The 26,027-nt window shown below is 38.6% G+C and carries 27 protein-coding genes and 1 pseudogene; 24 read left to right on the forward strand and 4 right to left on the reverse strand.

Annotated elements, in window-relative coordinates; all coding sequences use genetic code 11:
* Positions 1 to 53 precede the first annotated feature (53 nt).
* The 8 genes and pseudogenes from AB3N00_RS29420 (at position 54) to AB3N00_RS29455 (ending at position 7,947) form a co-directional block, all read left to right on the forward strand.
* Entirely contained in the window at positions 54 to 611 is a 558-nt protein-coding gene (locus AB3N00_RS29420) for a hypothetical protein (RefSeq protein ID WP_110756250.1), read from the forward strand.
* Positions 612 to 780: 169 nt separating this feature from the next.
* Positions 781 to 1,352: pseudogene (locus AB3N00_RS29425) on the forward strand (histidine phosphatase family protein).
* Positions 1,353 to 1,531: 179 nt separating this feature from the next.
* A complete protein-coding gene (locus AB3N00_RS29430) occupies positions 1,532 to 2,071 on the forward strand; it encodes a hypothetical protein (protein ID WP_413037673.1) in 540 nt (179 codons plus the stop codon).
* Between the two features lie 394 nt (positions 2,072 to 2,465).
* Positions 2,466 to 3,368 (forward strand): DNA/RNA non-specific endonuclease, encoded by a 903-nt coding sequence (locus tag AB3N00_RS29435; protein ID WP_413037674.1) that lies wholly within the window; start codon positions 2,466 to 2,468, stop codon positions 3,366 to 3,368.
* Positions 3,369 to 3,631: 263 nt separating this feature from the next.
* Positions 3,632 to 4,810 carry a tyrosine-type recombinase/integrase gene (locus AB3N00_RS29440; RefSeq protein ID WP_413037675.1) on the forward strand — a complete coding sequence of 393 codons (1,179 nt, stop codon included), beginning with the start codon at positions 3,632 to 3,634 and terminating at the stop codon, positions 4,808 to 4,810.
* Positions 4,811 to 4,841: 31 nt separating this feature from the next.
* Positions 4,842 to 6,980: a tyrosine-type recombinase/integrase gene (locus AB3N00_RS29445; RefSeq protein WP_413037676.1), complete on the forward strand. Its 2,139-nt coding sequence runs from the start codon at positions 4,842 to 4,844 to the stop codon at positions 6,978 to 6,980.
* Positions 6,973 to 7,368, forward strand: coding sequence for a DUF6262 family protein (locus tag AB3N00_RS29450; RefSeq protein ID WP_285079297.1), 396 nt, complete (start codon positions 6,973 to 6,975; stop codon positions 7,366 to 7,368). The genes AB3N00_RS29445 and AB3N00_RS29450 overlap by 8 nt, the downstream gene beginning before the upstream one ends.
* A gap of 216 nt (positions 7,369 to 7,584) precedes the next feature.
* Complete coding sequence (locus tag AB3N00_RS29455) at positions 7,585 to 7,947, forward strand: hypothetical protein (protein ID WP_413037677.1); 363 nt, start codon at positions 7,585 to 7,587, stop codon at positions 7,945 to 7,947.
* Between the two features lie 155 nt (positions 7,948 to 8,102).
* Here the strand turns inward: AB3N00_RS29455 and AB3N00_RS29460 are convergent, their stop codons facing one another.
* The gene (locus tag AB3N00_RS29460) at positions 8,103 to 8,597 is read right to left on the reverse strand and encodes an arsinothricin resistance N-acetyltransferase ArsN1 family A (protein WP_285079376.1); all 495 of its coding nucleotides are present in this window, start codon (positions 8,595 to 8,597) and stop codon (positions 8,103 to 8,105) included.
* Between the two features lie 155 nt (positions 8,598 to 8,752).
* On the opposite strand from AB3N00_RS29460, the gene AB3N00_RS29465 reads away from it, so the two are divergent.
* The 8 genes from AB3N00_RS29465 (at position 8,753) to AB3N00_RS29500 (ending at position 14,781) form a co-directional block, all read left to right on the forward strand.
* Positions 8,753 to 9,181, forward strand: coding sequence for a MarR family winged helix-turn-helix transcriptional regulator (locus AB3N00_RS29465; protein ID WP_029881702.1), 429 nt, complete (start codon positions 8,753 to 8,755; stop codon positions 9,179 to 9,181).
* A gap of 64 nt (positions 9,182 to 9,245) precedes the next feature.
* Positions 9,246 to 10,658, forward strand: a complete 1,413-nt coding sequence (locus tag AB3N00_RS29470; protein WP_413037678.1) for an NAD(P)-binding domain-containing protein — start codon at positions 9,246 to 9,248, stop codon at positions 10,656 to 10,658.
* Positions 10,659 to 10,734: 76 nt separating this feature from the next.
* Positions 10,735 to 11,763: a flavin-containing monooxygenase gene (locus AB3N00_RS29475; protein ID WP_413037691.1), complete on the forward strand. Its 1,029-nt coding sequence runs from the start codon at positions 10,735 to 10,737 to the stop codon at positions 11,761 to 11,763.
* Positions 11,764 to 11,791: 28 nt separating this feature from the next.
* The gene (locus AB3N00_RS29480; protein WP_285079294.1) at positions 11,792 to 12,019 is read left to right on the forward strand and encodes a hypothetical protein; all 228 of its coding nucleotides are present in this window, start codon (positions 11,792 to 11,794) and stop codon (positions 12,017 to 12,019) included.
* Positions 12,020 to 12,151: 132 nt separating this feature from the next.
* Positions 12,152 to 12,481 carry an ArsR/SmtB family transcription factor gene (locus AB3N00_RS29485; RefSeq protein WP_285079293.1) on the forward strand — a complete coding sequence of 110 codons (330 nt, stop codon included), beginning with the start codon at positions 12,152 to 12,154 and terminating at the stop codon, positions 12,479 to 12,481.
* The gene (locus tag AB3N00_RS29490; protein ID WP_413037679.1) at positions 12,478 to 13,914 is read left to right on the forward strand and encodes an arsenic transporter; all 1,437 of its coding nucleotides are present in this window, start codon (positions 12,478 to 12,480) and stop codon (positions 13,912 to 13,914) included. The genes AB3N00_RS29485 and AB3N00_RS29490 overlap by 4 nt, the downstream gene beginning before the upstream one ends.
* 2 nt (positions 13,915 to 13,916) lie before the next feature.
* Positions 13,917 to 14,342: an arsenate reductase (thioredoxin) gene (gene arsC, locus AB3N00_RS29495; RefSeq protein ID WP_413037680.1), complete on the forward strand. Its 426-nt coding sequence runs from the start codon at positions 13,917 to 13,919 to the stop codon at positions 14,340 to 14,342.
* 1 nt (position 14,343) lies between these two features.
* On the forward strand, positions 14,344 to 14,781 hold the full coding sequence (locus AB3N00_RS29500; RefSeq protein WP_413037681.1) for a dual specificity protein phosphatase family protein: 438 nt from the start codon (positions 14,344 to 14,346) through the stop codon (positions 14,779 to 14,781).
* A gap of 264 nt (positions 14,782 to 15,045) precedes the next feature.
* Here AB3N00_RS29500 and AB3N00_RS29505 read toward each other — a convergent pair whose 3' ends face one another.
* Positions 15,046 to 16,035, reverse strand: coding sequence for an arsenic resistance protein (locus AB3N00_RS29505; protein ID WP_413037682.1), 990 nt, complete (start codon positions 16,033 to 16,035; stop codon positions 15,046 to 15,048).
* Between the two features lie 138 nt (positions 16,036 to 16,173).
* Here AB3N00_RS29505 and AB3N00_RS29510 point away from each other — a divergent pair, with 138 nt between their 5' ends.
* Together AB3N00_RS29510 and AB3N00_RS29515 are read left to right on the forward strand one after the other, a co-directional pair.
* Complete coding sequence (locus tag AB3N00_RS29510; RefSeq protein ID WP_413037683.1) at positions 16,174 to 16,734, forward strand: bifunctional transcriptional activator/DNA repair enzyme AdaA; 561 nt, start codon at positions 16,174 to 16,176, stop codon at positions 16,732 to 16,734.
* Between the two features lie 155 nt (positions 16,735 to 16,889).
* Complete coding sequence (locus tag AB3N00_RS29515) at positions 16,890 to 17,744, forward strand: cupredoxin domain-containing protein (RefSeq protein ID WP_413037684.1); 855 nt, start codon at positions 16,890 to 16,892, stop codon at positions 17,742 to 17,744.
* A gap of 280 nt (positions 17,745 to 18,024) precedes the next feature.
* Here the strand turns inward: AB3N00_RS29515 and AB3N00_RS29520 are convergent, their stop codons facing one another.
* Positions 18,025 to 20,154 (reverse strand): heavy metal translocating P-type ATPase, encoded by a 2,130-nt coding sequence (locus AB3N00_RS29520; protein WP_413037685.1) that lies wholly within the window; start codon positions 20,152 to 20,154, stop codon positions 18,025 to 18,027.
* On the reverse strand, positions 20,141 to 20,509 hold the full coding sequence (locus tag AB3N00_RS29525; RefSeq protein WP_413037686.1) for an ArsR/SmtB family transcription factor: 369 nt from the start codon (positions 20,507 to 20,509) through the stop codon (positions 20,141 to 20,143). The genes AB3N00_RS29520 and AB3N00_RS29525 overlap by 14 nt, the downstream gene beginning before the upstream one ends.
* A gap of 134 nt (positions 20,510 to 20,643) precedes the next feature.
* On the opposite strand from AB3N00_RS29525, the gene AB3N00_RS29530 reads away from it, so the two are divergent.
* The 6 genes from AB3N00_RS29530 (at position 20,644) to AB3N00_RS29555 (ending at position 25,483) form a co-directional block, all read left to right on the forward strand.
* Positions 20,644 to 21,699, forward strand: a complete 1,056-nt coding sequence (locus tag AB3N00_RS29530; RefSeq protein WP_413037687.1) for a flavin-containing monooxygenase — start codon at positions 20,644 to 20,646, stop codon at positions 21,697 to 21,699.
* A 170-nt stretch (positions 21,700 to 21,869) separates the two neighbouring features.
* Positions 21,870 to 22,211, forward strand: coding sequence for a hypothetical protein (locus AB3N00_RS29535; RefSeq protein ID WP_413037688.1), 342 nt, complete (start codon positions 21,870 to 21,872; stop codon positions 22,209 to 22,211).
* A gap of 293 nt (positions 22,212 to 22,504) precedes the next feature.
* Complete coding sequence (locus AB3N00_RS29540) at positions 22,505 to 23,029, forward strand: hypothetical protein (RefSeq protein WP_110756256.1); 525 nt, start codon at positions 22,505 to 22,507, stop codon at positions 23,027 to 23,029.
* Positions 23,030 to 23,510: 481 nt separating this feature from the next.
* Positions 23,511 to 24,044, forward strand: a complete 534-nt coding sequence (locus AB3N00_RS29545) for an RNA polymerase subunit sigma (RefSeq protein ID WP_413037689.1) — start codon at positions 23,511 to 23,513, stop codon at positions 24,042 to 24,044.
* 187 nt (positions 24,045 to 24,231) lie between these two features.
* The gene (locus AB3N00_RS29550) at positions 24,232 to 25,059 is read left to right on the forward strand and encodes an HNH endonuclease signature motif containing protein (protein ID WP_110756259.1); all 828 of its coding nucleotides are present in this window, start codon (positions 24,232 to 24,234) and stop codon (positions 25,057 to 25,059) included.
* Between the two features lies 1 nt (position 25,060).
* Complete coding sequence (locus tag AB3N00_RS29555) at positions 25,061 to 25,483, forward strand: (deoxy)nucleoside triphosphate pyrophosphohydrolase (RefSeq protein WP_413037690.1); 423 nt, start codon at positions 25,061 to 25,063, stop codon at positions 25,481 to 25,483.
* Positions 25,484 to 26,027 lie beyond the last annotated feature (544 nt).

The raw sequence follows: 26,027 nt of genomic DNA on the forward strand, positions 1-26,027 counted from the left end.
GTTGGTATTAAAGCTTTGGAAAATAGTATTAGATCGGAGATGAGGTTGATACTGTGACTCTATTTTATTATATTGCTGCAAGCCATAAGCTTCCGACAGGCTCCTTCGGAAAGAAAAAAACAGTTATGACAATTAATGATTATGTTACGAATGTGAACCCTGCCGCTAAGGATCAACTCAATATGCAAATACTACTGGAGAAATACCCAAAGGGCGATAAACTTATGGAGGTCTACGATACGGAAGAGGATGCAGCAGGATTATATATAACCGGTCCCATAACCATGCAATCCTCACATCCTTTCCGTCATCCATTTGTATACCAAGTGAACCCCGAAGGTGGTGACTTCGAGATTAATGACGAAATTAAATATTCTCACCCCATTTTATTTCAGACAAGCAAAAAGTGCTTAGTAGAGCTTTTCAAATATATTAGCAGCAATATGAGAATAGGTGAGGACTTAGAGTTGTATTGCTGCTGGGCGCACGGACAGGAAAGATTTTCGGATGCTCCAAAAAAAGAACTCGACCTCGTGATTGAACTAGCCACATTTCAGTTGAGGAATGAGTTCGAATGGAAAGAACGTCAGTATATAAGTGTTAAGAAGTGACTTAAGGGTTTTCCATTAAGGTAACGGGAAACGATAGCCCAATAATACACAGAAGCAGCTGATCAATATGATCAGCAGCTTTTTTTCAACTAACGGGCAGATAGTTCCAATATGTGGTACTATTTGTTTGGGTAATGATGGGGAAATTGTAGTCATTAAGGGGGCAGGTATGGCAACCACAATAGATCTTATTAGACATGGGGTTACTGAATGGAATAATCTTAGCAAGGCTCAAGGAATATCTGATATACCGCTAAACGAAGAAGGAATAGAGCAAGCAGCTGTACTGGCAAAAAGACTTTCAAGCAAGAATGGGATGTTATATTCTCCAGTAATCTAACGAGAGCTAGGCAAACTGCCGAAATCATTCAGCAATGTTTAGGAGTACCCGTATTCACTGATGAACGTATTAGAGAGATTAATTGCGGGCTAATTGAGGGCACCACCGTGGAAGAGCGTATCACTCGTTGGGGAGCAAATTGGCGTGAGCAAAATCTTGGTATGGAAGATTTCAAAATGGTCGCAAAGCGAGGTCTAACTTTTCTCGAAAAACTGATTAAAGAGTATGTTGATAAAAGAATATTAGTTATAAGTCATGGAGCATTGATTGGGCTGTCATTACAACATCTTTTGCCGCAACACCTCCAAAAAACGTATATAGATAATACTTCTATAACCATTCTTACACACACTAACAACAAGTGGGCATGCCAATTATATAATTGTACCAAACACCTTTAGCTATTGTGGACTAAGCTAACGGGAAACGATAGCGATATGAAACAAAAAGCAGCCGACCAACGTGATCAGTTGCTTTTTTTCAGCCAATGGGCAGGATAATCTAAGTACAAAAGGGAACAACATACCTCATATAGAACACTTTAACTCTAATAGGGAGGGGAACAATATTGCATAGTAGTATGAATATGAGACAATTTATTGAGATGACAGTTAAAGAACAACGTTCAGTAGTATTTAAAGTTAATACACAAGATGAATTTTTCCGTGGTGTTTCTAAAGAATTAAATGACGGCTGCCTAATTGTTGAAACAGAAGAAGGCTTAGACTTTAAATTTGAATTGCATGACATCATTGAGATTTATGCTATCAAATCTTCATCTCCAGGACATATTGCTATACACTCCCCCAGTTTGATGAGAGGTAGCAAGGAGGATCTTGAAAACCTTGTACTCCTGTTTGAAGGTTTAAATGACGATGTAAAGATACAAATTATCTTTTCTTTATCCAAAGTGCTGGGTAAGCAAGTGATCATTTCGAAAATGGATATGACTACATACAATTCATCTGAAATTGAGATGATTGCTAACACAATAAATGGCTATATACTCACTATTAAAACACAGGATATTTTTCGTTCGGAAATTTCTAAATCATACAACAATATGGATTTACCTCAAAAGACTTATTTGGGGCAGGGATTAGATCACAATCGAGAATAGCCAAAGGAAAGGCAAAATTATAAACGCTAAAATAGCAGGTAGGGAACTTTAAAAAATCCCTAGGAGGCGAGTATGTGAAAGAAGGAATTAGAAATGTTCTGTTAGGTACTGTAGTTTTTTTGTTGGCTTTTCCATTATTATTCTTCTTACAAGCTCCGATATTGAAGATGAACTTACATATTATGTGAAATTACTCATTAAGCTAACGGGAAACTATAGATTAATGATGACCCGAAGGCAGCCGACGACTAAGATCGGCTACCTTCGCTGCGCTAACGGGGGCAGGGTAATTCAATAGGATATTAGTCTTTTATGGTAAGATTATAGAACAAGAAAAGATAGTTAAAGTCGTCATTTATAGAGTGACAGTATGAAATTATAGGGGAGTCCTAAAATGAAAAAGAAAATGAACTATTTAATCTTGATTTTAACGATCATCTTTATGGTTGGTTGTACCAACGTAGAAGATACATCTAATACAGATGTAGAAACAGATTCACAAGAAATAACCACAGATACAAGAACTAAGAATAGTGAAAAAAAAGCAGCTGTCAAAGCGGTTGTTGATGAAGCAGTAGGAGAGGAAACATCAACACAACCAAATAACGAATTGTTTTTAGGATACAAGCTTATCGAAGTCGATGGTGGTGATTTGTCTGGGCATCGTGAACCTAACGTTGTTGTTGACATTGGATACGGAGACCGTGAATATTGGGCATTTACTAATGAATATGGGCAATTAGTGCGTGTCATTGCTGATGAAATTATTCTACAAGACGACCGTAACGAACCTGTACTATCGTCTGGCAGATACTACCCTGATGAGGCAAAGGTTCCAGGTGTCGAAAGTGACGTTTTAGATGAAGGACATATCATTGCTGATTCACTCGGCGGGGTATCGAATGCATATAATATTACCCCACAAGATAGCACCCTCAACCGACATGGTGATCAGGCTTATATGGAAGATGCGATACGAAAAGCAGGTGGAGCCACTGCGATTGTCACATATCCGAATACAGAAACCCAAATCCCTTCAAGGTACCAGTACACCTATACGTTAAAGGGTAACAAGATCGTTGATAAATTTGACAATGTGAACCCTGATGAAGTAAATGCATCACTCGGATTAACAGGCAGTGAGCCTTCTGACTTAACTAGTACAAATAAAAACGCTGACATGTCTAGTGTTGATACAAACGGTAATGGACAGGTGACGATTAAAGAAGCTAAAGCAGCAGGTTATAGTATGCCAATAACGAGTGATCATTGGTTAAATGTAGGTGATAATTCATAGGATAGTTAGTCTATTATGGGGACTAGCTATCCTTTTTTATTTACATAATAGATTAATTAAATAATGGTTGAAATTCTAGTTTAGAATGTTTAATATGGATATACAAACAACGAACATTTGTTTGGTTTAAGAGGACGTAGCCTCGGTGCGAGGACAGCACTCCGCAGAAACGATAGTTTCGAGGACCTTAAAGAAACAACAATTACGGTAAACATTACAAGTATCAGCACTATCGTAAATTAGAATTGGTTGGGGATGCTTTTATGAAAGTAGAACAAATATTGATTGGAAATAGAAAAGTATATATGCTTATTGATTCAAATGGATCACCCATTGAACCCGTTGCGATGTATATGAAATTTCACTATAACAAGGAGAGTAGTAGCAATACTTTACAGACTTATTGTACGGCTTTGAAATTTTACTTTACATACTTAGAACAAAAAGGAATTGATTATCAGCAAGTTAGCTTTCAAATAATATCTGACTTCGTTGCTTGGCTCAGAAATCCATATGAAAGCAATAAAGTAGTACCCCAAAAGGAAGTTAAGGCTAAACGTAGTGAAAGAACAGTAAACACTTACCTCACGGTAGTGACATCATTTTATGATTATCTATACAGAGAAGAACTTATTGAATCAAATGTTGTTGAAAAGTTGATGAAGAAGATGTTCCAAGGTCCAGGTGGAAATGGATATAAAGATTTTTTATATCATGTAAATAAAGACAAACCACGTTTCAAAAATGTGCTTAAATTAGACGAACCTAGAGTGAGAGTAAAGATATTTACAAAGGAGCAAGTTAATGAAATCTATAAATCCACTACAAACATTAGGGATGGATTTTTAGTAAGGTTACTTTTTGAAAGTGGATTTCGTATAGGGGAAGTTCTCTCCTTGTTTCTTGAAGACTTTCAATTTGACGCAATAAAAAGGAAGCACAAAATCCAACTAACAAATAGAGGGGAGTTACCAAACGGGGGGAAGTTAAAGACTGGAGAACGAAAGATTGACATCTCTCAAGGGCTAATGGACTTGTATGATGATTATTTGTTCGAAGTGCTAGATGAATATAATCCTGACCATAACTTTGTATTTGTGAAGGTTTGGGGTAAGAAAGCGGGTGAACCTCTAACATATTCTGATGTTTATGCAACTCTTAAAGAGATAGAAAGGAAAACAGGCATATATATTACTCCTCACCTATTTCGTCATACACATGGAACCATATTTTATCTTCAAACAAAGAACATAAAGGCAGTACAAGAACGTCTAGGTCATGCACAAATACAAACAACCATCGACCTATATGTTCACCCTTCTGAAGATGATATTCGTAAGGATTGGGAGAAAGCCTCTCATGCTTTTGAAATTGGGCGAGGCATAGAGAACAAAGAGGAAATTTTTCAATCAGGTATTCCTGACGAGGTACTTCCTTTTTAAGAGGTAGATTAGTATTTTAGGAGGACAAACATTGGATAAAATCATACCAAATAATTCAATCCCCAAAAGTGAATATTGGGACTTAATCACGTCCACCCTATCCACTTACGAGGTTAAAGATATTTCCAACGATGGAAAAGTAAAAAAAAGAGTTGTGGATGATAATTACTTTTTAGTCAATCATGTTTGGAATATACATGAAATTGGTAAAATCCCTAATTTCGAAGAGCAATATAATAAGAGAAAAGGAATAGTAAATAATATTTACTTCAACTGTACAAATCGAAACGTCAACATGGAGATTAAGTTTGTTTACTACAATCAAATTTTTTCAGACCGTTGGGGAATAAGGACTATATTTAAAAGTATATCAGGATCGCTAAAAAAACTGGCTGAATATTTAAACGAAAGGCACTCAAATCTCACTTCCCTTCTTGATTTAGACATCAATAAAGAGCAAAAGCTTTGGACCTTTTGGTTGAATGGTAAAGGAGAAAAGACGTGTTACATCAAGAAGATGAGAGGGGAAGAAATCGTAGCCCGCACGGAAATAGATGGCTTTTTAGCAAGGGTTTATAATACACTTTCCCAATTAACAGATACCCGTGATGAATGGGAGAGGGATCGATGGGATGTACGGGTACTGAATAAAAAATACGGGATAGAGTTCAATGAATCAACTAGTTGTCATGGCATTGATTTTTCAAATATAGAGAATAAAAATTTTCGTAAAATATTTAAAGAATATATAAAAGGTCGTCTTATCAGCGGAAAAAACTTCACCTGGAGTACAGCTCGAAGTTATGGAACATACACTATTCCTTTTTTAAACTCAATTACAAAACAAAATCCTAAATGGAACGTTTTTAAAGAACTTGAAAGAAAGCATATAGAAACGTACATAGAAGAGTTAAAGGAGCATACTAAAAACAAATTAAACAAGAAAAATTCCAACCCTAAAAAATATGTTCGTCAAGCATTAAAGTGTGTTCGCGCTTTTATAAGAGATCTTCAAATTTTAGAGAAGTTCGAAGGTTTTGCACCTAAAGAAATGGTGTTTCGTTTAATATATCCTGAAGACTTTCCTACTGTCCCTAAAAAATCATTGGATGAAATTGATTACATACCTGACTACGTATTGGAACAACTGTTTAATAATCTAAATGACCTTCATCCAGATGTACAGCCAATTGTCTGGATCTCTTTCAAAACAGGGCTTCGCTTAAGCGATACATTGGAATTGACGCAGGATTGTTTAGGTAAAATAAACGGAAAATCAAATCTTACAACAGATATTGAAAAGACGTATGTAATAGGTCACAAAATACCCATTGATGATCATCTAGCAGATATAATTGCAGTTTTAATTGACCGTTCAAAGCAAAACAGCAATGATGATAATAATCCTGAAAGATACCTTTTTGTTCGCTACCGAGGTTCCCGTAAGGGAAGGCCCTTTAGTCAGAATTTTGTTCGAGAAGAACTAAACAAATTAGCGTTAGAAAAAAATATTACTGATGAATCAGGCAATTTGTTTCACTTCAGACCTCACCAGTTTCGACATACTTTTGGAGTGAAAATGATAAATGGTGGCGCTGATATTTTAACAGTGCAAGAGTTATTAGCCCATGCATCACCCGAAATGACGTTACAATATGCTCGTCTATTAGATGATACGAAACGTAAAGAGTTCGAGAAGGTTGTGAAACAAGGTGTGTTTACATTTGACATAAATGGGGATATTGGCAAGATCTCAGAAAGGGAAGATGTCCCTAAAGACATTCTTGATATGTTGTGGAAAGACGAGAAGTTAAATGCCTTAGATAACCCTTATGGGACCTGTCGTGCAAGAGTCAATGGGAACTGCCCATTAGCAGCAGAGCCCCCTTGTCTTACTGCAAACGATGGAAAACCATGTTTTGATTTAGCAGTAGGTATGTCAAGTTTTGATGTTAAGAAATACGAGCTTCTCATAGAAACAACGACAAAGTGGATTGAAGCGTCGAAAGAATATGGTCGTGAAGATATGGTTAAAGCAAACGAAAAGAACTTGGAAAGGTACCAAACTATTTACGAAACAATCAAAGATGGAAATGTTATTTTTGGTCGATTTGATCGAATGAAGAGACAATTAGAACGTGAGAAAAAGAAAGGTGTTAAACATGGCTAGTTTTGATCGTGAGGAACAATTAAGGCGGTTACATGAAAAGAGAAAGCAAGAAACTAAAGAAAAGGTTGAAGAAGCTATTAGACGCCTTACAAAGAGTTCTAAGGCTATTAACTTTAATAGTGTAGCTGAAGAAGCTGGAGTGAGTAAAGCAACCCTTTACAATCATACTGAGCTCAAAGAGCGTATCGATTTCTTACGAAATCAACAAAAAAATGTATTTGTGGATTCGAGGATTAAACGCGACGAGAACAATCAAAATGCAGTAATCGCTTCTCTAAAGAGAAAGATTGAAAAGTTGGAAAAAAAGAATAAAGAACTTGAACAAGAAAATAAACGATTACGTGAACAAGAAAATAAGAAGCTTACTGATTACTTTATGAAGATATAATTCTTATGCAACTCCCTCGAAATGATTCAGTTTCCTCACTCAGACTCATGAATTCGCAGGTAATTTCTTTAAAAAAGATAGCTTAATAAATCTTAGGAGGCAACCGATCTACATTATTGGTTGCTTTTGTTCATGTAATGGGATAATTTAGTTCAAAACGTATCCAACTCCTCATTTTGGATAAAATAAAGTATTCCAACTATGAGGTGCTTGCTTTTGATAAAGATCATTTTAAGAACTGTTTTAGCGCTCGGTTTGACTTTGCTTAACCAAACTCCAGCTTTAGCTGAAGAAACTCAGTCAGTAACAGACATAAGTCAATGCTCGTCAATCCAGCAGGCGTTGATCATTGAATTAAATCCTCAAATAATGAGTGCTCTTCGTCAAAAGTACCGTGACAATTTTTTGTACGCGAATGTTCACGTGTTACCAATCCAAGGTTCGGATAATATAGAGGCTGATTTTATTTTAGAAATGACAGTGATGAAAGGCGAGTGGCCAGAGACAGTTCAAATGGCGTTTAGGCGAGATGGTCTTAATGGCTATAAGGTAGATGATATTAATGTGATTAATTCTTAGAAACAAGGCTACGCTAACGGTAAACATACAATTAAGCAAGCAGCTGATCCATATGATCGGCTGCTTTTGTAAAGCTAACGGGGCAGGTTAGTTTAATATATCGTGTTCAAGTAATACGTAAACCTAGGTACTATAAGATCAATACGGCTCGATGCTTATAATAATTTTTCCATAGCCATCACATCTACAAATTTTCCTTCCAGAAAGCCTTGATTCTGAAATACACCTACTTCTCGGTATCCAGCTTTATGATATAGGCTCTGACCAAGCGTATTAAATGGAAAGGTGAAAAGAACAAACTTATAAAAGTTATTCTGCTTACCGATTTTCTCTAATTTCTGAAGTAACTGTTTTCCGACTCCTTTACCGCGATGATCACGATGAATATAAATGGAGAGGTCACCGACACCGTTATACGCGCTTCTAGCGTTATATGGATTGATAGAAGCCCATCCGACCACTTGATCATTCTGTTCGGCTATAAGTACCGAGTAACGACCCTGGTGTTTGTTAAACCAATCAGATATGTAAGCTTCATTTTTTATATCTGTTTCTAGCGTGGCAATGCGGTCTTCAATACCTTGGTTATAAATAGTCAGAATGCTTCCCAGATCCACTTCGGCAGCTTGCCGCAGAATTACCATATTGATCACTCCCACAAGTTGTTTTTGTATATGTTTATATATCACACTGTAATTCGAAATGGGAAGGGGGATAGAAAAATAAAAAAATCATTTGCATTTTGCAAATAATAATAGTATAACTATAACAAGAGGTGAGGTCATTGGAAAACAACGTAAGAGAGATGTTTCAGATCATGACACGACGTTTTGGATTATTGGATAAAAACTGTTGCACGGCAGGAGGGCTGGATATTTCGCTTGTTCAAAGTCATATCATTTATGAAATTGATCGCAAGCATAATCCATCCATTCAGCAAGTAGCAGATGCACTATCCATAGACATCACGACGTTTAGCCGCCAGGTCCAAAGTCTCGTAAAGTTGGGTTTGGTTCAAAAAACACCCTTACCTGAAGATCGACGGATTTACATATTATCCTTGACTACACAAGGTAAGTTTGTTGCTACGGTCATTGATGAGCAGATGAATGATTATTTAAAAGAAGTCTTTTCGCATATGTCTGAGTTTGAACGGGATATGGTCATCAACGCCGTCAAACTGCTAAACGAAAGTATGGCGAAATCCAGCGTATGCTGTACACCACTGGGATAATACTTATCCCATTTATTTAATATAATACTTGCAAAATGCAATTAATTATAAGGAGGAAACTAAGATGATTAAACATATCCCTGTGAACCAAGTGAGCTGCTGCGAAGCACCAGTACAAGAGAAGGGCAAATTACCTGTTGCGATCATTGGAGCTGGACCGGTTGGTCTTGCGGCAGCAGCACAACTCATTTCAAAAGGTGAGCCGTTTGTGTTGTTTGAAGCTGGAGATGAAGTGGGGGCAAACATTCGGAAATGGGAACATGTACGACTGTTCTCTCCATGGCAGTATAACTTCGATAAAGTTGCTAAAGAGTTGCTGATAAAGACGAATTGGGTTGCTCCACAAAACGAAAAGATCCCGACGGGTAAGGAAATTGTTGAGCATTATCTAAAACCTTTGGCTGCGCTGCCTGAATTAAGTCCAAATGTGCATTTGAATACGAAAGTTACTGCGATCAGTCGCAAAGGGTTAAGCAAAGTGAAAACAAGTGGGCGTGAGAAACTGCCGTTTGTGATCCATGTTGAGCAAAACGGATCTTCGTTTATTCATGAAGCACGGGCTGTTATCGATGCCTCTGGGACATGGTCCAATCCCAACCCGCTTCGTTCAGACGGTATATTTTCAGAAGAGGAAAAAGCGCTTAATAGTCAAATTTCATACGGTATTCCTGCTGTATTAGGAAGAGAGAGAAATCGGTATAGCGGCAAGAAGGTGCTTGTTGTAGGAAGCGGACATTCTGCGATCAACACGTTGCTTGAACTTGCCCAGCTTCAAAAAGAGGAATCGGGAACTGAAATCGTTTGGGCTATTCGCAAGGCGAATATTGAGGATGTTTATGGAGGACGAGAATTAGATGGGCTTCAGGCAAGGGGTGAACTGGGTACTCGCATTCAAAAGGTGGTTGAATCCGGTGCCTTAAAGGTCCTGACAGGATTCCATATTGAAGAACTTCAAAAACAAGGGGAACAGATCCAGGTTACCGGAACCATTAAAGATGAAAAAGTGGTTATAGATCACATCGATGAAATTGTAGGTAACACAGGATCTCGTCCTGACTTATCAATGGTGAGAGAAGTTCGGGTATTAACGGACCCAAGCTTAGACTGTGTTTATGAGCTTGCACCATTGATTGACCCCAATGTACACAGCTGTGGTACAGTTCGACCACATGGCGAAAAAGAACTGCGTCAACCTGAAAAGGACTTTTATATCGTGGGTGCCAAAAGTTATGGAAGAGCGCCAACTTTCCTAATGGCAACGGGATATGAGCAAGTTAGATCCATTGTAGCGGCTTTGGTGGGAGATATGGAGTCAGCTCAAAAAGTAGAACTGGAACTGCCGGAGACAGGTGTTTGCAGTTTAGGTGCTAGTAGCACGGACAGCTGCTGTGAACCAGTTCAAGTAGAGGAAGCCACTACAAATTGCTGCTCTACTTCAAAAACGGAAAAGACAGGATCAGATTCTTGCTGCGGATAAATCAAGAATCCAGAGCTACTGCATCCGAATCGTGATGCAGTAGCTTATTATAGAAGGAGGGAGAAAATTGAAAAACATGATTTATGATTGTATCGTTATTGGTGGTGGTCAATCCGGTTTGGCAGCAGCCTATTACTTACAAGAAGCTAAACGGAACTTTATCATCCTTGAAAAAAATGAAGAGCATTTAGGATCATGGGCAAATTATTATGATAGCTTAACGTTGTTCTCGCCTGCACCGTATTCTTCATTGCCAGGACTCCCATTTCCAGGCGGAGCAAATGTTTATCCGCGTAGAGATGAGGTTGTTCAATACTTAAAGTCTTATGCGGCTACATACAATTTTCCAATACATACAGGGCAAGAAGTAATTAAAGTGGATAAGGAAAGTAATATCTATACAGTCCATACCTCAAGCGGAGAACAGTTTCGTACACGGTCCATCATTTGTGCAAGCGGGGCATTCGTAAATCCTCATACTCCAAACATTCCTGGCATGCATGAATTTAAGGAAGAAATACTTCATGCCAAGGACTACCGAAATGAGAAAGAGTTAAAAAACAAACGGATCATTGTTGTGGGAGCAGGTAATTCGGCAGTACAAATAGCGGTTGAACTGGCTAGGACGGCGCATGTAACGATTGCATCCAGAAGCCCGATCAAATTCAAGCCGCAGGTCATTGCAGGGAAAGATATTCACTTTTGGCTAACTATTCTTAGGCTTGATCAAACCAATTGGGGAAAACGATTATTGCAAAAAAGCAGTGACGGTGTCCTTGATACTGGTATATATAAAAATGCTATCAATCAAGGTAAGCCGGATACCAAACTGATGTTTAAAGCTTTTCAGGAAAATGGGATAGTGTGGGCAGATGAGACTCGTGAAAATGTGGATACCGTTATTTTTGCCACAGGGTATATTCCGAATTTCGAATATCTTAGTGGATTAAACGTTCTTGATTCGTCAGGTGTACCTTTAAAACAAAGCAATGAAAATATTTATTTTGTAGGTATACCATGGCAGACCTCATTTGCTTCGGCGACGATTCGAGGCTCAGGGAAAGATGCGAAAAAAGTTGTACAATCACTTGTGAAAAGATTGTGAGCTATTGAATCTCAGGAGGATGTTATAATTGGCGATTAAAACTATTCTTGAGGTGACTATAATGAAGGGCACACTTTTGTATACCGCAGCACAACTTAATGATGCAATCTTAAAACAATGGCATGTAGAGGTATATCAGCATGATGAATTATTAGATCAAGGTGGAGTCATTGAGTATCAAACGAAAGATATAGTTAAGATGAAAGACGGTCATTATTTTATCAAGTCAAAATGTGAATTTTTAGTCCGAGAGTAAAGTCGGTATCTTTATTACCGACTTTTTTGGTGCACTAAACTTCCTTATATTCGCCATTGATTATATAAGTGATTTATTATATGCTTATATCATTAAATAAAGCCGACAAGACTAATCACAGGGGGTGTACATATGGAACAAAGAATTCAGGAGATGGCTGAGGCGTATAAGTTATTAGCTGATAAAACACGTTTGACAATCGTTGCATTACTTAAAGAACAGGAACTTTGTGTATGTGATATCACAGATATTATTGGCATGTCACAACCAAACGCCAGTCAGCATCTTCGAAAACTAAAGGCAGCCGGTCTCCTTAATGAAAAGAAAAGAGGACAGTGGGTGTACTACTCTCTTAATCCAGATGCAGAAGCATATGTTCAGTGTGTGTATCCGTATCTGCCATCCATGAAAGATAAAATAGCAGGATTGAAAAACTGCTGCGGTCCTCAGGAGGAAGCATGACCATTATCGCGATTTTAATCTTTTTACTTACACTGACTTTTGTGATTTGGCAACCTAAAGGACTGAATATTGGATGGTCAGCGTCAGCTGGAGCTGTCCTCGCTCTTCTTTTTGGAGTTGTGAGTCTATCCGATGTAGCTACGGTCACAGGAATCGTATGGAACGCCACGCTTGCTTTCGTAGCCATTATCTTAATTTCGCTGATTTTAGATGAAATCGGATTTTTTGAATGGGCTGCATTACACATGGCAAGGCTCGCAAGAGGTAATGGCAAGCTGATGTTCGTTTATGTTGTGCTGCTTGGAGCAGCGGTTGCAGCGTTCTTTGCAAATGACGGTGCCGCACTGATCTTAACGCCCATTGTGCTTGCTATGGTCCGAGCGCTCAAATTTGATCAAAAGATGATTTTACCTTTTATTATCGCTAGTGGTTTCATTGCAGATACAACTTCGCTCCCACTCGTCGTGAGTAACCTCGTCAATATCGTTTCTGCGGATTACTTCGGTATTGGTTTTGTGGAGTACGCAAGTCGTATGATTGTTCCGAATTTCTTTTCAATATTAGCGAGTCTTCTGGTCTTGTTCTTGTTCTTTAGAAAGAGTATTCCAAGGAACTACGAAGTCAGTCAGCTCAAAAAGCCAGCCGAAGCGATTAAGGACAAGAAACTGTTCAAAATAACTTGGGTGATTTTAGCCGTATTACTGGTTGCGTACTTGATGAGCGAGTTCATTCAAGTTCCCGTGTCTGTTATCGCTGGGGTTATTGCAATCTTGTTTATATTAGCTGCACGACGGAGTCACGCTATTCAAACGTGGAAGCTCATTAAAGGGGCTCCATGGGCAGTAGTAATTTTCTCTATCGGTATGTACGTCGTCGTTTATGGACTGCGAAATGTGGGATTGACGGATGAACTAGGGAAAGTCATTCAAGCAATCGCCGACCAGGGGCTCTACATCTCCACACTTGGTATGGGTTTTCTGGCTGCGATATTGTCTTCGGTTATGAACAATATGCCGACAGTGATGATTGATGCGCTTGCTATTGATGGAACGAGTACGCAAGGTGTCATCCGGGAATCGCTGATTTATGCCAATATTATCGGCAGTGACTTGGGTCCAAAAATCACACCGATTGGATCGCTCGCAACACTTTTGTGGCTACATGTACTGTCCCGAAAGGATGTAAAAATCACTTGGGGAAGTTATTTCAAAATCGGGATTGTGCTCACCATCCCAACGCTCTTTATCACGTTAACAGGACTGTATCTGTGGCTACACCTGATTCATTCAACAAACATAAACGTTTGGTTAATGATTGCCGTAATCACAGTAGCAATGGTTATTATCGCTATGATTATAAAAGCTGTGATTAACTCAAAAATGAACGAAGCCAAAATACAAGTAAACCATATCAAGGATAAAGGAGATCAATAATCATGAACAACAAACCACTTGTTTACTTTTTGTGTACGGGAAACTCTTGCAGAAGCCAAATCGCCGATGGATTTTTAAAGGCACTTGGTAGTGACAAATATGAGGTGAGAAGTGCTGGATTAGAGGCGCATGGCTTAAATCCTCGTGCTGTTCAAACGATGAAAGAAGCTGGAATCGATATTTCGAATCATACATCAGATGTGATTGATCCTGAGATTTTAAAACAAGCAGACTACATCATCACGCTTTGTGGTCATGCCAACGATAATTGTCCCGTTGTACGTAATGACAAAGCTGAAAGATGGCACTGGGGATTCGAAGATCCAGCCAAGGCGACAGGTACAGAGGAAGAAATCACAGCTACATTCGCTGTAGTCCGTGATTCAATTAAAGCTCGAATTGAACAATTCTTGAAAGAAGGTAAGTAAGATGAATCATGCCAAAAAGGAGTACCATGCACTCGTTGCTGATAAAATCTATATGGGCGGAGCTGCAGACGTAGAGGCATTGGTACTTAACGAAGGTATTGAAGTCGTGGTGGATCTGCGGGGAGAAGCAACAGAATGCGCGTATCCAGCAGCTCATGTGAAGTGGGTAAAGGTTCCGCTTGATGACGATACGAAAGAACATGAAGCTGAGCTTTTTAAACAAGCCATTCATGAGGTTGTCGGAGCGTATAATGCTGGCAAGAAAGTTGCCTTCCACTGTGGAGGAGGCAAAGGTAGAACAGGGACCGTAGCAGCTGGCACTCTGTTAGAACTAGGATTAGCCAGTTCAATTCAGGATGCTGAGTTAAAGGCAAAAACCATCAGAAATATCATTAATATTAAGCCAATGCAAAAGGAATTATTAAAGAAATTATACTAAAACAAGGCTTTTAGCCGTTAAGCTTACGGGAAACGATAGCTCAATAATATAAAGAAAGCAGCAGATCAACGTGATCGGCTGCTTTTGTTTAACTAACGGGCAGGTTAACACAACACTCCCCTTTGAAACAAGTCGAGCAGCTTGCCTTATTTGCACGTAACTATACTTAGAGAACATATAAAGAATCAGAGTCTTGCTCCTTGTTGAAACAAGCCCCTGATTCTTTATCATTAGCTATGACACACTCCTGAATATAATGATTTTTTAGCCGGTGTTTTGTTCCAATGACTTATCCGGTAAAATAACTCTGGGAACAAGACGAATATAGATCAGCTCCCCGACGAGTTCAACAATAGTTTGCGTTACGATGATAGCAGCAACTAGTGAACTCCATTCATCAGGTAAGGAGAGAGCAAGGGGAAGCACCACTAAAGAGTTTCGGGTACCAGCACTAAACACAACAGCCCGTCCTGAACGTATGTCCAAGGAGAAAAATTTTACAATCAAGCGTGTAATGAGTGGCATAATGATCATAAATGCAAGATATATAGGAATGACTTTCACGATTGTATCTGCATAAGATGACAGTTTGCTCATTTGTGATGCAACGATGACAAATAGCGTGAGTGCCATGAGTGGTACAGGCAGCCAGGCAGAAGCTTCTAATACAGGATGAAATCCTTTTTTGGCCATCACTTGAGTAAGTATGGCCAAAAGCAACGGTAACAGGATAATGATCACAAAAGCCTCAATAAAAGGGCCTGGTTTAACCAATTCTGCTGTTTGTTCTCCCATAAAAAGCCATAGATAGGCTGGCAAAAAAATCATTTGTGTCACAAAAAGGATGGGTGTAGATAAAAGCATGGCCTGTTCATTCCCTTTTCCCAGAAAGGTAAATACTATCACATAATCAATGCAAGGCGTAAGAAGTACTAAATACACGCCAAGTAATAAAGGTGACTGTTCCTGAGGTAAAAATTGCGACAACAACCATACAACCAAAGGCACTGCAACATAATTTGCGACTAAGAGGGCGTAAATAAATCGGGGGTTTCCGAGAGATTCCTTTATCGATAAGAACGGAATCTGCGTGAACATCCCGAACATTAAGCCAGCAATGATAACTGAGATCAGAACATGATGATCGAGCAGGGACATCGTCTCGGGCATCATCCATCCTGCAATAGCTGCAATGACAAGGGCAGCAGTATATATCCAAATTTGGTTATGCTCCAATTTTTCACGAGATACCATGAAGACGACTGCTCCTTTATTCGAGAAATTTATTACAAAACGAAGAGAACGTGCACGGAACTCTTTGGCACAAGTGTACCTTATCGAAGAATTCATTACATCTATATAATTGACTTTCAATTCGAAACGAGGCTTCATATGAACGAAAAACAGTGGAAAGCTATCCAAGACAATGATCCAAGCTTTGATGGATTATTTTATTATGCACTTCGCTCAACCAAAACGGTATGTAGGCCTTCATGCACTTCACGCACACCTAACCCTAAAAATGTAGTTATATTCAGTGATGTGAGCGTAGCCTTGCTTGAAGGATTTCGACCATGTAGGCGATGTAAACCGGATGAGAATGCATGGAAGGGATATAAGGAAGAGCTCGTCGAAGAAACAAAACAATATATTTTCAAAGTTTATCATGAAAATGTTTCGTTGCAGTCAATAAGCCTGCATGTAAAAAAAGATCCCTTCTATATTCAGAGAACCTTTAAAGCCATTACCGGTTATACACCCTTGCAATACGTTCATCAATTACGTATCGAAAAAGCGAAGTCTTTAATGGAAACAAAGACGTTGTCCATTACAGAGATTGGGCTCAATCTAGGTTATAGTAATAGTGGACATTTTTCATCAAAATTTAAAGATATTATGGGAATTAGCCCGAAGGATTATCGAAAAACACTTCAACAAAATCCAGATATTTAAAAAAAGACTTTCTTTTTTGAGCCGTTTGCCTAAATAGCACAGTAATTTTATGAACAATTACTGAATGTTTCGAATTTAAACTGTATTCGATTCATAAATACACTACAATGTGTAGTACATGATTATTTAAAATTTTATATATCGGGAGGCTTATAATGCTACTTACGTTATTAAGCATAGTAATGATTATCGTTTTATCCGGATACATTGTGCTGAATACCTATAGACGAAAAGATAGAGTCACAGGTATGCCTGGAATGATGATTGCTATGAGCATTGGAATGATGTCTAGTCTTGCCCTTGGTTTTCAACTAGGGATTGTGTTTGATCACGATTTGGCTGTCCCTACCATCATCGCTATTTTATTTGGTTTAGGGACCGGTTACTTTACAGGAAAACCTGTGAGTGTACTGGCATCGTTAGATGGCATGTTAGCTGGAATCATGGGTGGAATGATGGGTGCCATGCTCGGATCTATGCTTGGTTTTACCTATATCATGGCATTGTTTGTTGATATCTTGTTTATCCTTATATTTTGTGTTGTTCTTCAATTAACAAACTCAGATTCAGTTAAAACCAATAAACCAACAAGCGGTGGCATTAGCGTGCCCTTTATTGCAGGTATAATAACTGTTGCCTTTGGAACTGTTTCGGTGGGTTTGCTGTTATTTAATCAGTATCAAGATAATCGAACATCAGTAGTTTCTTCTCAAAATAAGGAACAGAATTCTGTTCAAGAAAATGCAGGTTATCAAGTTATTTCAGTGGATGTAAAATCAAATGGTTTTAGCCAAGAGAATATTGTAGTTAAAGCGGGTGTTCCTACAAAATTAAATTTTATAAAACAAACAGGCTACACTTGTATAAAAAGTATTGAGTCAACAGATCTAGGTATTGATGTGTATCTTGAGAAGGGAGATAACTTCATTACCTTAAATGACTTAAAACCTGGAACATATAATTTCAATTGTGGGATGTATATGTATTATGGGACTATTACAGTTGTATAATTGAGTTTTGATGGGGATCCCCGCATTTAAAACTTTCTCTTTAGAAATTTTTTATGTGACTTAACCCATAGTTTGGCGTGCAATGGCCGCGTTAAGAAATTTTCATGATTTCTTTAATGCAACTTAGAAGCATGAGTTTGTTGTGAGATCCAATAAAACGCAATACTATAATTAAAGTAGACAGCCGACTAATAAGTCGGCTATCTTTTCGTTAAGCTAACGATTAGGATAGGTAGTATAGTAGTTACAAAAAGGACCGCCTTTCAGCGGTCGGATCGTATTACTTTTCTTTTTTTATCTTTAAAAGTCTTAAGCTGTTAAGGGTCACAATCAAAGTTGCTCCCATATCAGCAAGAATCGCAAGCCATAGAGTAAGCCATCCCGGAACGATGAGCATTAACGCTAACAACTTTATCCCTAATGAAAAAGATACGTTTTGTTTGATGATCGCCAGTGTTTTTTTGCTTAAACGAATAGTGTAAGGCAATTTTCGTAAATCATCTGCCATTAGTGCGATATCAGCTGTCTCAAGAGCAGTATCAGTACCTGCGCCACCCATTGCTATACCTACAGTGGAAGCCGCAAGTGCAGGTGCATCATTTACTCCGTCACCCACCATCGCTACATGAGAATACTCTCCCCGGAGCTTCTTGATGTAATCCAATTTGTCTTGAGGTAACAGTTCTGCTTTAATTTCTGCTACACCTAATTGCTGCCCAATTGCGTTAGCTGTCGCTTGATTGTCACCAGTGAGCATGATCGTCTTTTTTACACCGATAGAATGTAATTCATTAATAACAGCCTTACTCGAATCACGTACGGCATCGGCAACCGCGATTAAGGCAATGACTTCATGTTGCGTCCCCAGCACCATTACCGTCTTCCCTTGAGTCTGAAGCATGGTAATTTGTTCACGTATTGAACTGGATACCTCAGCTTCCAGTTCATCAAACAGTTTAGGGCTACCAATATAATATTGCTGTTGTCCGACCGAAGCTTTGACGCCCTTCCCTGTGATTGATTGAAAGTGATCAACTGAAATGGAGAGATCGGCACCCATTTGTTCAGCTTTTCGTACAATTGCTGATGCTAAAGGATGTTGTGATCCTTTTTCAATTACAGCAGCAATGGAAAGCATCTCGCCCTCACTATGTTCCCCAAATACAGCGATATCCGTTACCTCCGGGAATCCTTTAGTAAGGGTACCTGTTTTATCAAATGCAACTGCTGAAATGCGCCCAGCCTCTTCAAGATGAATACCACCTTTAATCAATACACCGTTTTTCGCTGCATTTCCAATGGCAGTAACAATCGAAATTGGGGTAGAGATGACCAACGCGCAAGGACACCCTACTACAAGCAAGGACAACCCACGATATATCCAATCTCCCCAGTCCCCACCCAGCAAAGGCGGAATAGTGGCAATGCCTAAAGCCAGCACCATAATTGCAGGCGTGTAGTATTTAGCAAACCGATCCACAAAAGCTTGAGATGGTGCCCGTTCAGCTTGCGCCTCTTCCACGAGATGAATGATTTTGGATATTGTTGTATCTTCAACATGTTTGGTAACTCTGACTTCAAGCAACCCTTCCTCGTTTAGTGTTCCGGCAAACACTTCATCGTCAACAGTTTTAGCGACAGGAACAGACTCTCCCGTGATAGCTGCCTGATTTAACGTCGACGTTCCTTTTATTACAACTCCATCCATAGCCAGTTTTTGTCCTGGCTTGACGATCATAACGTCTCCAACTTGGATATCATCAACACTTATGGTCATTTCAGCAGAACCACGTCGAATCAGAGCTTCTTTGGGTGCAATGTCCATAAGTGAACGGATTGACTGACGTGCTTTTTGCATAGAATACCGTTCTAACGCTTCACTAATGGCAAAGAGCAACACAACAACAGCACCTTCGCCCCACTCTCCGATAGCAGCTGCTCCAATGATGGCAACAGTCATCAGCGTGTTCATATCAAATTGTAGCTGAAATAAGTTCTTGATCCCTTTTTTAAACAGTTCATATCCGCCAATAATAATAGCAGCACCAAAAGCCAAGGCAGGAACCAAGGCTTCTTCTCCATAGTGCGAGGCCAAGTAATAACCTGCCGCCATCAATAAAAGGGACAAAAGCACATTCCAATTCTCTTTCCAAAAAGGCTCTTTCTTTTCTATAATCCGTTGTTTTTCAGGCGTTATCTTTAAGTTTTCAAAGGCACCTGCCTTTTCTAACTCTTCGACAGTTGCATTTCCCATAACGGTAATTTTGGCTGCCCCAAAATTAACCTGTGCGTCTGTGACACCGGGAAGACTTTTTACGTTACTTTCAAATTTACCGGCACAGTTTGTACAGGTAAACCCTTGTACACGATAGACCTCTTTGTTACTTATTTCTTCCTCATGTTGTTGCATGCGTCATCAACTCCTTGCTATGTGTTGAAGCTAAATGAACTAATTGGCGTACGTAATCATCTTCCAGTGAATAAAACGCCAACTTTCCTTCTTTTCTGTATTTAGCTACTCCAAGCTGTTTTAGCGACCGCAAATGGTGAGATGCGGTAGCAAGTGAGGACCCCGTAATATTGGCCACGTCACATACACAAAGTTCGTCTTCTTCACATAAAGCAAACGCGATCTTCATTCGAGTTTCATCAGCCAACACTTTAAACATCTTGGCCATGCTCTTTATATCTTGCTGTTCTAATGCCTTTTGAACTTTACGAACTTTAGGCTCGTCATAACAGTAAATTTCACAACTATCCTTCATAAATATACCCTCCAGTCAATCAAATATATGTTTGATTATTGTTACCTTACCATATTATAATTACTCAATCAAACGAAAGTTTGATTGAGACTAAACAGAATAATCAACATTAACTTAATTGAAGGAGGATAACTATGTACGATGTATTAGTTATTGGTGCTGGACAAGCAGGATTAGCCGCAGGGTATTACTTAAAACAAACGGGTTTAAACTTTATGATTCTGGACGCTGCATCATCAATAGGCGATTCTTGGCGACGCCGGTACGAATCACTCCATCTCTTTACGCCTCGTATGTATGATGGATTACCAGGAATGTTGTTGAATGGGGATAAAAATGGTCTACCGAGTAAAGATGAGATTGCCAGTTATCTTGAATCATATGCAAATTACATGGAGCTCCCGATCAAGCTGAAATGTCTAATTAAACGACTTTGGAAGAAGGATAATCACTTCATAGTAGAATCAACCGATGGTATGATGGAGGCGCGTAAAATTATCGTTGCAACGGGTCCGTTCCAAGTCCCCAATATCCCACCTTTTTACAAGTCCTTTTCAAATGACATTATCCAGTTACACTCTTCAGAATACTTAAACCCAGAACAGTTAGGCCCTGGAAACACTGTGGTTATTGGTGGAGGAAACTCTGGTGCTCAAATAGCAGTAGAGTTGGCAAAAGATCAAAATAAAAACAAATCAATATACATATCCGTAGCACACGAGATTTCGTTCAAGCCGATGCATATTATGAATCGAAGCATTTTCTGGTACTTTGAAAAACTCGGATTTCTCCGAGCTAAGACCCAGAGTTCAGTTGGTAGATGGTTGAAAAATCAGGCTGAGCAAGTGTATGGATATGATCTGAAACAACTAATTAAAAGTGGAAAAGTAAGTGTTGCTCCTCGAGCACTAAACGCGCGAGGTAGCTATATTACATTTGAGGATGGAACCCAGATCGAGGTGAATAATGTAATTTGGGCTACTGGATTTAGGCGAGATGATCATTGGATTGATATTCAGGACGCATTTGATTTGCATGGTCAAATTCAACATACTGAAGGTGTTTCCAAGGTAGCTGGATTGTATTTTGTCGGGCTACCTTGGCAAAGTTCTAGGGGTTCAGCTTTATTGGGCTGGGTAAAATATGATGCTCAAAAAATTGTAAGGCATCTGAATGTAACTTCTAACTAGATAATAAAATTCAACTAACGGGAAACTATAGCTCAATAATACAAAGAAAGCAGCAGATCAACGAGATCGGCTGCTTTTGTTTAACTAACGGGCAGGTTAATTCCAATTAAACCGTATTCAACGCCTCATTTTGGGGAAAATAAAATATCCCAACTATGAGGTGTTTGCATTTGATAAAGTTAATTATGACATTCGTTTTAACACTTGGGTTAACTTCGCTAATCGAAACTCCAGTTTCGGGCAAAGAAACCCCACAAGTAACAGACACAACTCAATGTTCGTTAATTCAGCAGGCATTGATAATCGAATTGCATCCTCAAATAATGAGCACTCTTCGTCAAAAGTACCACGACAACTTTTTGTTCGCAAACGCCCATGTTTTGCCGATCCAAGGTTCGGATATTCAGGAGCTTAAGTTTATTTTAGAAATGACGGTAATGAAAGGAGAGCAACTAGAAACAATTCAAATGACTTTTCGACGAGATGTTAAGCTAACGGGAAACTTTAGTTGAAGAAAATAAAATTGAACCATACATCTTAGACATATCTAATATGTGTGGTCCTTTTAAATTCAACAGTTTAACTTACCCAACCTAAATATAACATTGGTTATATCCATATATGAACGATGCTGATATGGACGGTATGGTAGGTGAGTAAGACAAAATAAGAGCAGTTTGCCGTCCTGCAACTGCTTCTTCTCATTCAGCTATCGGGCAGGCTAGTTTAATATTAAAGTGATAAATGTTAGGATGGTAGCAAAAAGGAGCGCGTAATGCCGCATTATTAGGAGGAAAGACGTTAAATGAGAGTCTTTTTTTACAATCCACCAAAACTGAAACCTTCAACTAAATGTATTGAGGTAAAAGATGAACAAGAGAATGTAGTCTGTACATTTCGACGAGTTTATCCGAATATTCTAGTAAAATGGTGCAATTTTATTTTCGATTTTGACTGGATCGCGAGAGTAGAGGTAAGTTCCACAGAAGGTCATTCGATATTTCAATGCACGAAAAAGACACCCTGGTTCGGCAGACCCGAGTATTTCGTTAATCACAATAAAACTCAAGACACTTACCATATAACCTACACCACATGGCAAAAGATTGCTCCAGAGTTTAAGGTCACTTATCAAGATCAAGAGTATGTGATAAAAAAAGATCTATTAGATTCGGCAAGGTTCATGCAATCGGACAGAGTATTGGCAAGATGGCAAATGAAACCGAGCGATTGGTTTAAAGCTCGACTGGAAATTGAAGCCGATTGTCCCATACAAGAGCCTGAATTTTTTGTGGCACTGTTTCAAAACATCTTCTATATTGGTGATTGATACAGTGGAGTATACATATACAGTTTTAAATTAAGTTCAACTAAGGAAACGATAGCTCAATAATACACAGAAGCAGCTGATCAATATGTCAGCTGCTTTTTTCAGCTAACGAGCAGGTTAGTGAAATTAAATGGTTAAATTCTGTCACAAAAACTCGTTGAAAGCATAAAAAAACCTAGCTATTGCGATTGTTAATTCACATTACAGGTGTTATCAAGTAAAACCACTTGTTCCATTTGCTTCGTATAATTCATCTTTTCCTTTATTATCAAAAAAGCAGCCGATCAACTGATCGGTTGCTTTTGCTCAACAACGAGTAGCCTAAGGTATTTTGTAACTAAAAGCGAGTACACTACGTCTTTTTATAAATGGAGATTGATGAGTATAAAACTAGTTGATACCTCTGTTGAAAAAAGAAAAGTTGTAAATATATAAGAAGCAAAAAAGGGGCCTAAAAAACGATGAAAAGGAGTTTTTATAAATGAAAATGGAGATGAAAATCGCTTTATCATTGGTGGTAATACTTGGCGCACTTACAGGTTGCTTGAGCAAGGAAGGCAAGACTGCTGACATAATACCACTTGAGACAGCACTCTCAACCTCATCATCTAATTTTAAACTATCAGAAAGAGAACAAAAGGTGTATTACAACTTTCAAAAAGACCTAAATAAACAACACTTAAGAGGGTTAGAACCAATTAGTATAGCGAAGTTATATATTCAAGCAAGCTTGGATCAAAAATATGATGTTGTTTATGCACTATACACGGATAAACGAGGCTTTGTTCAATGGTCAAAAGAAGAGGATAAAAAAATCCCGAGTTCCGATAGAGGAACGAAAGAACAAGTCCTTAAAACATTTAATAATATTGAAAAAGGGAAATTTGTACAATTGAGCGATTTTGAAGGGTATATTGAATATCAGGCAAGCGAAGAAGTAGAAAGTAAATCAGGCTTCAGTATGATTAAAGATGATGATGGCATTTGGAAGGTTTCATTCAAACCTATACAATAACTAAGATACGCTCGTTCAATTAATGGGATACGATAGTTCAATAAAGTCATGGAGGTCACTAAATCACATAATTGGCTGCCTTTGTTCAACTAATAGGTTCGTTCCGTTATTTTGGTCGAACAAAAGACGAGAAATAGAACAATACTTTTTTTATAAAATGTACAACAGATAGAAGGGGGATTAAAGAATGAACTGGCACGGTCTTCGAGCTGGTGACACAGTTAACAACGAACAATTATGTAGGATTTTTCAATGCTCACCGCAAGGAGGGATGAGGAGATCCTTAAAAAAGAATTCATTAATTATTGTATCGAACCATGTTAAGTCTCTATACGATGACCGATGGGTAAATGATGTTCTTCATTACACAGGCATGGGGACTAGGGGAGATCAAAGCAAGACAGCTACTCAAAATAAAACTCTGTATGAATCTAAAACCAATGGTGTTGAAGTTTATCTTTTTGAAGTTTACAAAGAGATGGAGTATACATATCGCGGACAAGTCGAGCTTGCTGAAGAGGTTTACCAGGAGAATCAGCCTGACGAGAAAGGGGAGATAAGAAAAGTTTGGATTTTTCCAGTCAGAGTCATTGGAGAAGAGGAGAATTACAAGCCTTCTGAAGATTTGGTGAAATTAGCTAAAGAAAAGCATGAGAAAAGAGCAAGAAAAATGAGTAACGCAGATCTAAAAAAGAGAGCTTGTCATTCCCGAAAAACGACTGCTCAAAAACAAGGGATGGTCACGATGTATGAACGGGACCCATATGTTACAGAATATGCAAAACGCCGAGCAAAAGGGATATGCCAGCTATGTATGCAACCTGCGCCATTTCAAAATAAATGGGGAGAACCCTATTTAGAGACTCACCATATTATTTGGTTGGCAAGGGGAGGAGGAGATACAATTCAAAATACGGTAGCTCTCTGTCCTAACTGTCACAAAAAAATGCACGTTTTAGATTTACAAGATGATGTAAACAAACTTATTGATCTCGCATTACAGGAGGACTTATAAGATGAAGCAAGTTAATGTAGTGGGGGCGGTTATAACCAACGATCATAATCAAGTCCTTTGTGCACTTAGATCACAACAAATGTCTCAGCCTGGCTACTGGGAGTTTCCTGGTGGTAAAATTGAGCAGGATGAGAATCCGAAGGATGCACTAATTAGAGAGATCAGAGAAGAGTTACTTTGCGATATCGAAGTCGGTGAGCACATTAAGGAAGTTGTGTACGACTATCCGAACCTTAGAGTAAAGTTGATCACTTATTATGCTAGACTTATATCAGGGGTCCCATTTGCAACAGAACATGAGAGTTTAAAGTGGGTTTCTTACGATGATATTGAAAGCTTAAGGTGGGCTCCCGCTGATATACCTACAGTTAATATACTTAGTGAAAATGAGAAGAGCGGTCTTTCAGACACAGGGGATTGGTAGAAATACTATCTACTTCTAAATATAATGGGTTAGAAGAGATTGCAGATATCTGATATTTTTAATCCTATTCTATGAAAGAACTTGAAGAATGAAACTCAACTCATATTATAGTGATTCTATTTGAAAGGTAACTTTCGGATGAACACAGATATAAAGTCAACTGTGAAATAGCTATGACTGTAAGTTGTTGTTGGGATATTTTACAACTAGCAAGCTAATTCGGTAAATGATATATTGTTCTTCCGGCTTAAAAAAGCCTGAGAAATCCTTTCTGAAAAATGGCTTTACAAATAGCTTTGGAATGTGATATATTATTATTCCGGCCTTGAAATGGCCAGAAACAGTTTGATCTTTGAAAACTGAACAACGAGTGAGTAAACATCCTGCTTGCAGGATGAACGTGAAGGTTTTTGGTACATGCTATCTGGCTGTAGGAAAACCGGAACACAATTGAGATTTTTAATCTTGTCAGATTCAAAATGAGCTAATCGCTCTTTTCAATACTTTATTGGAGAGTTTGATCCTGGCTCAGGACGAACGCTGG

The sequence above is a fragment of the Paenibacillus xylanilyticus genome, assembly GCF_047246825.1.
In the GTDB taxonomy this organism is placed as follows: domain Bacteria; phylum Bacillota; class Bacilli; order Paenibacillales; family Paenibacillaceae; genus Paenibacillus; species Paenibacillus xylanilyticus_B.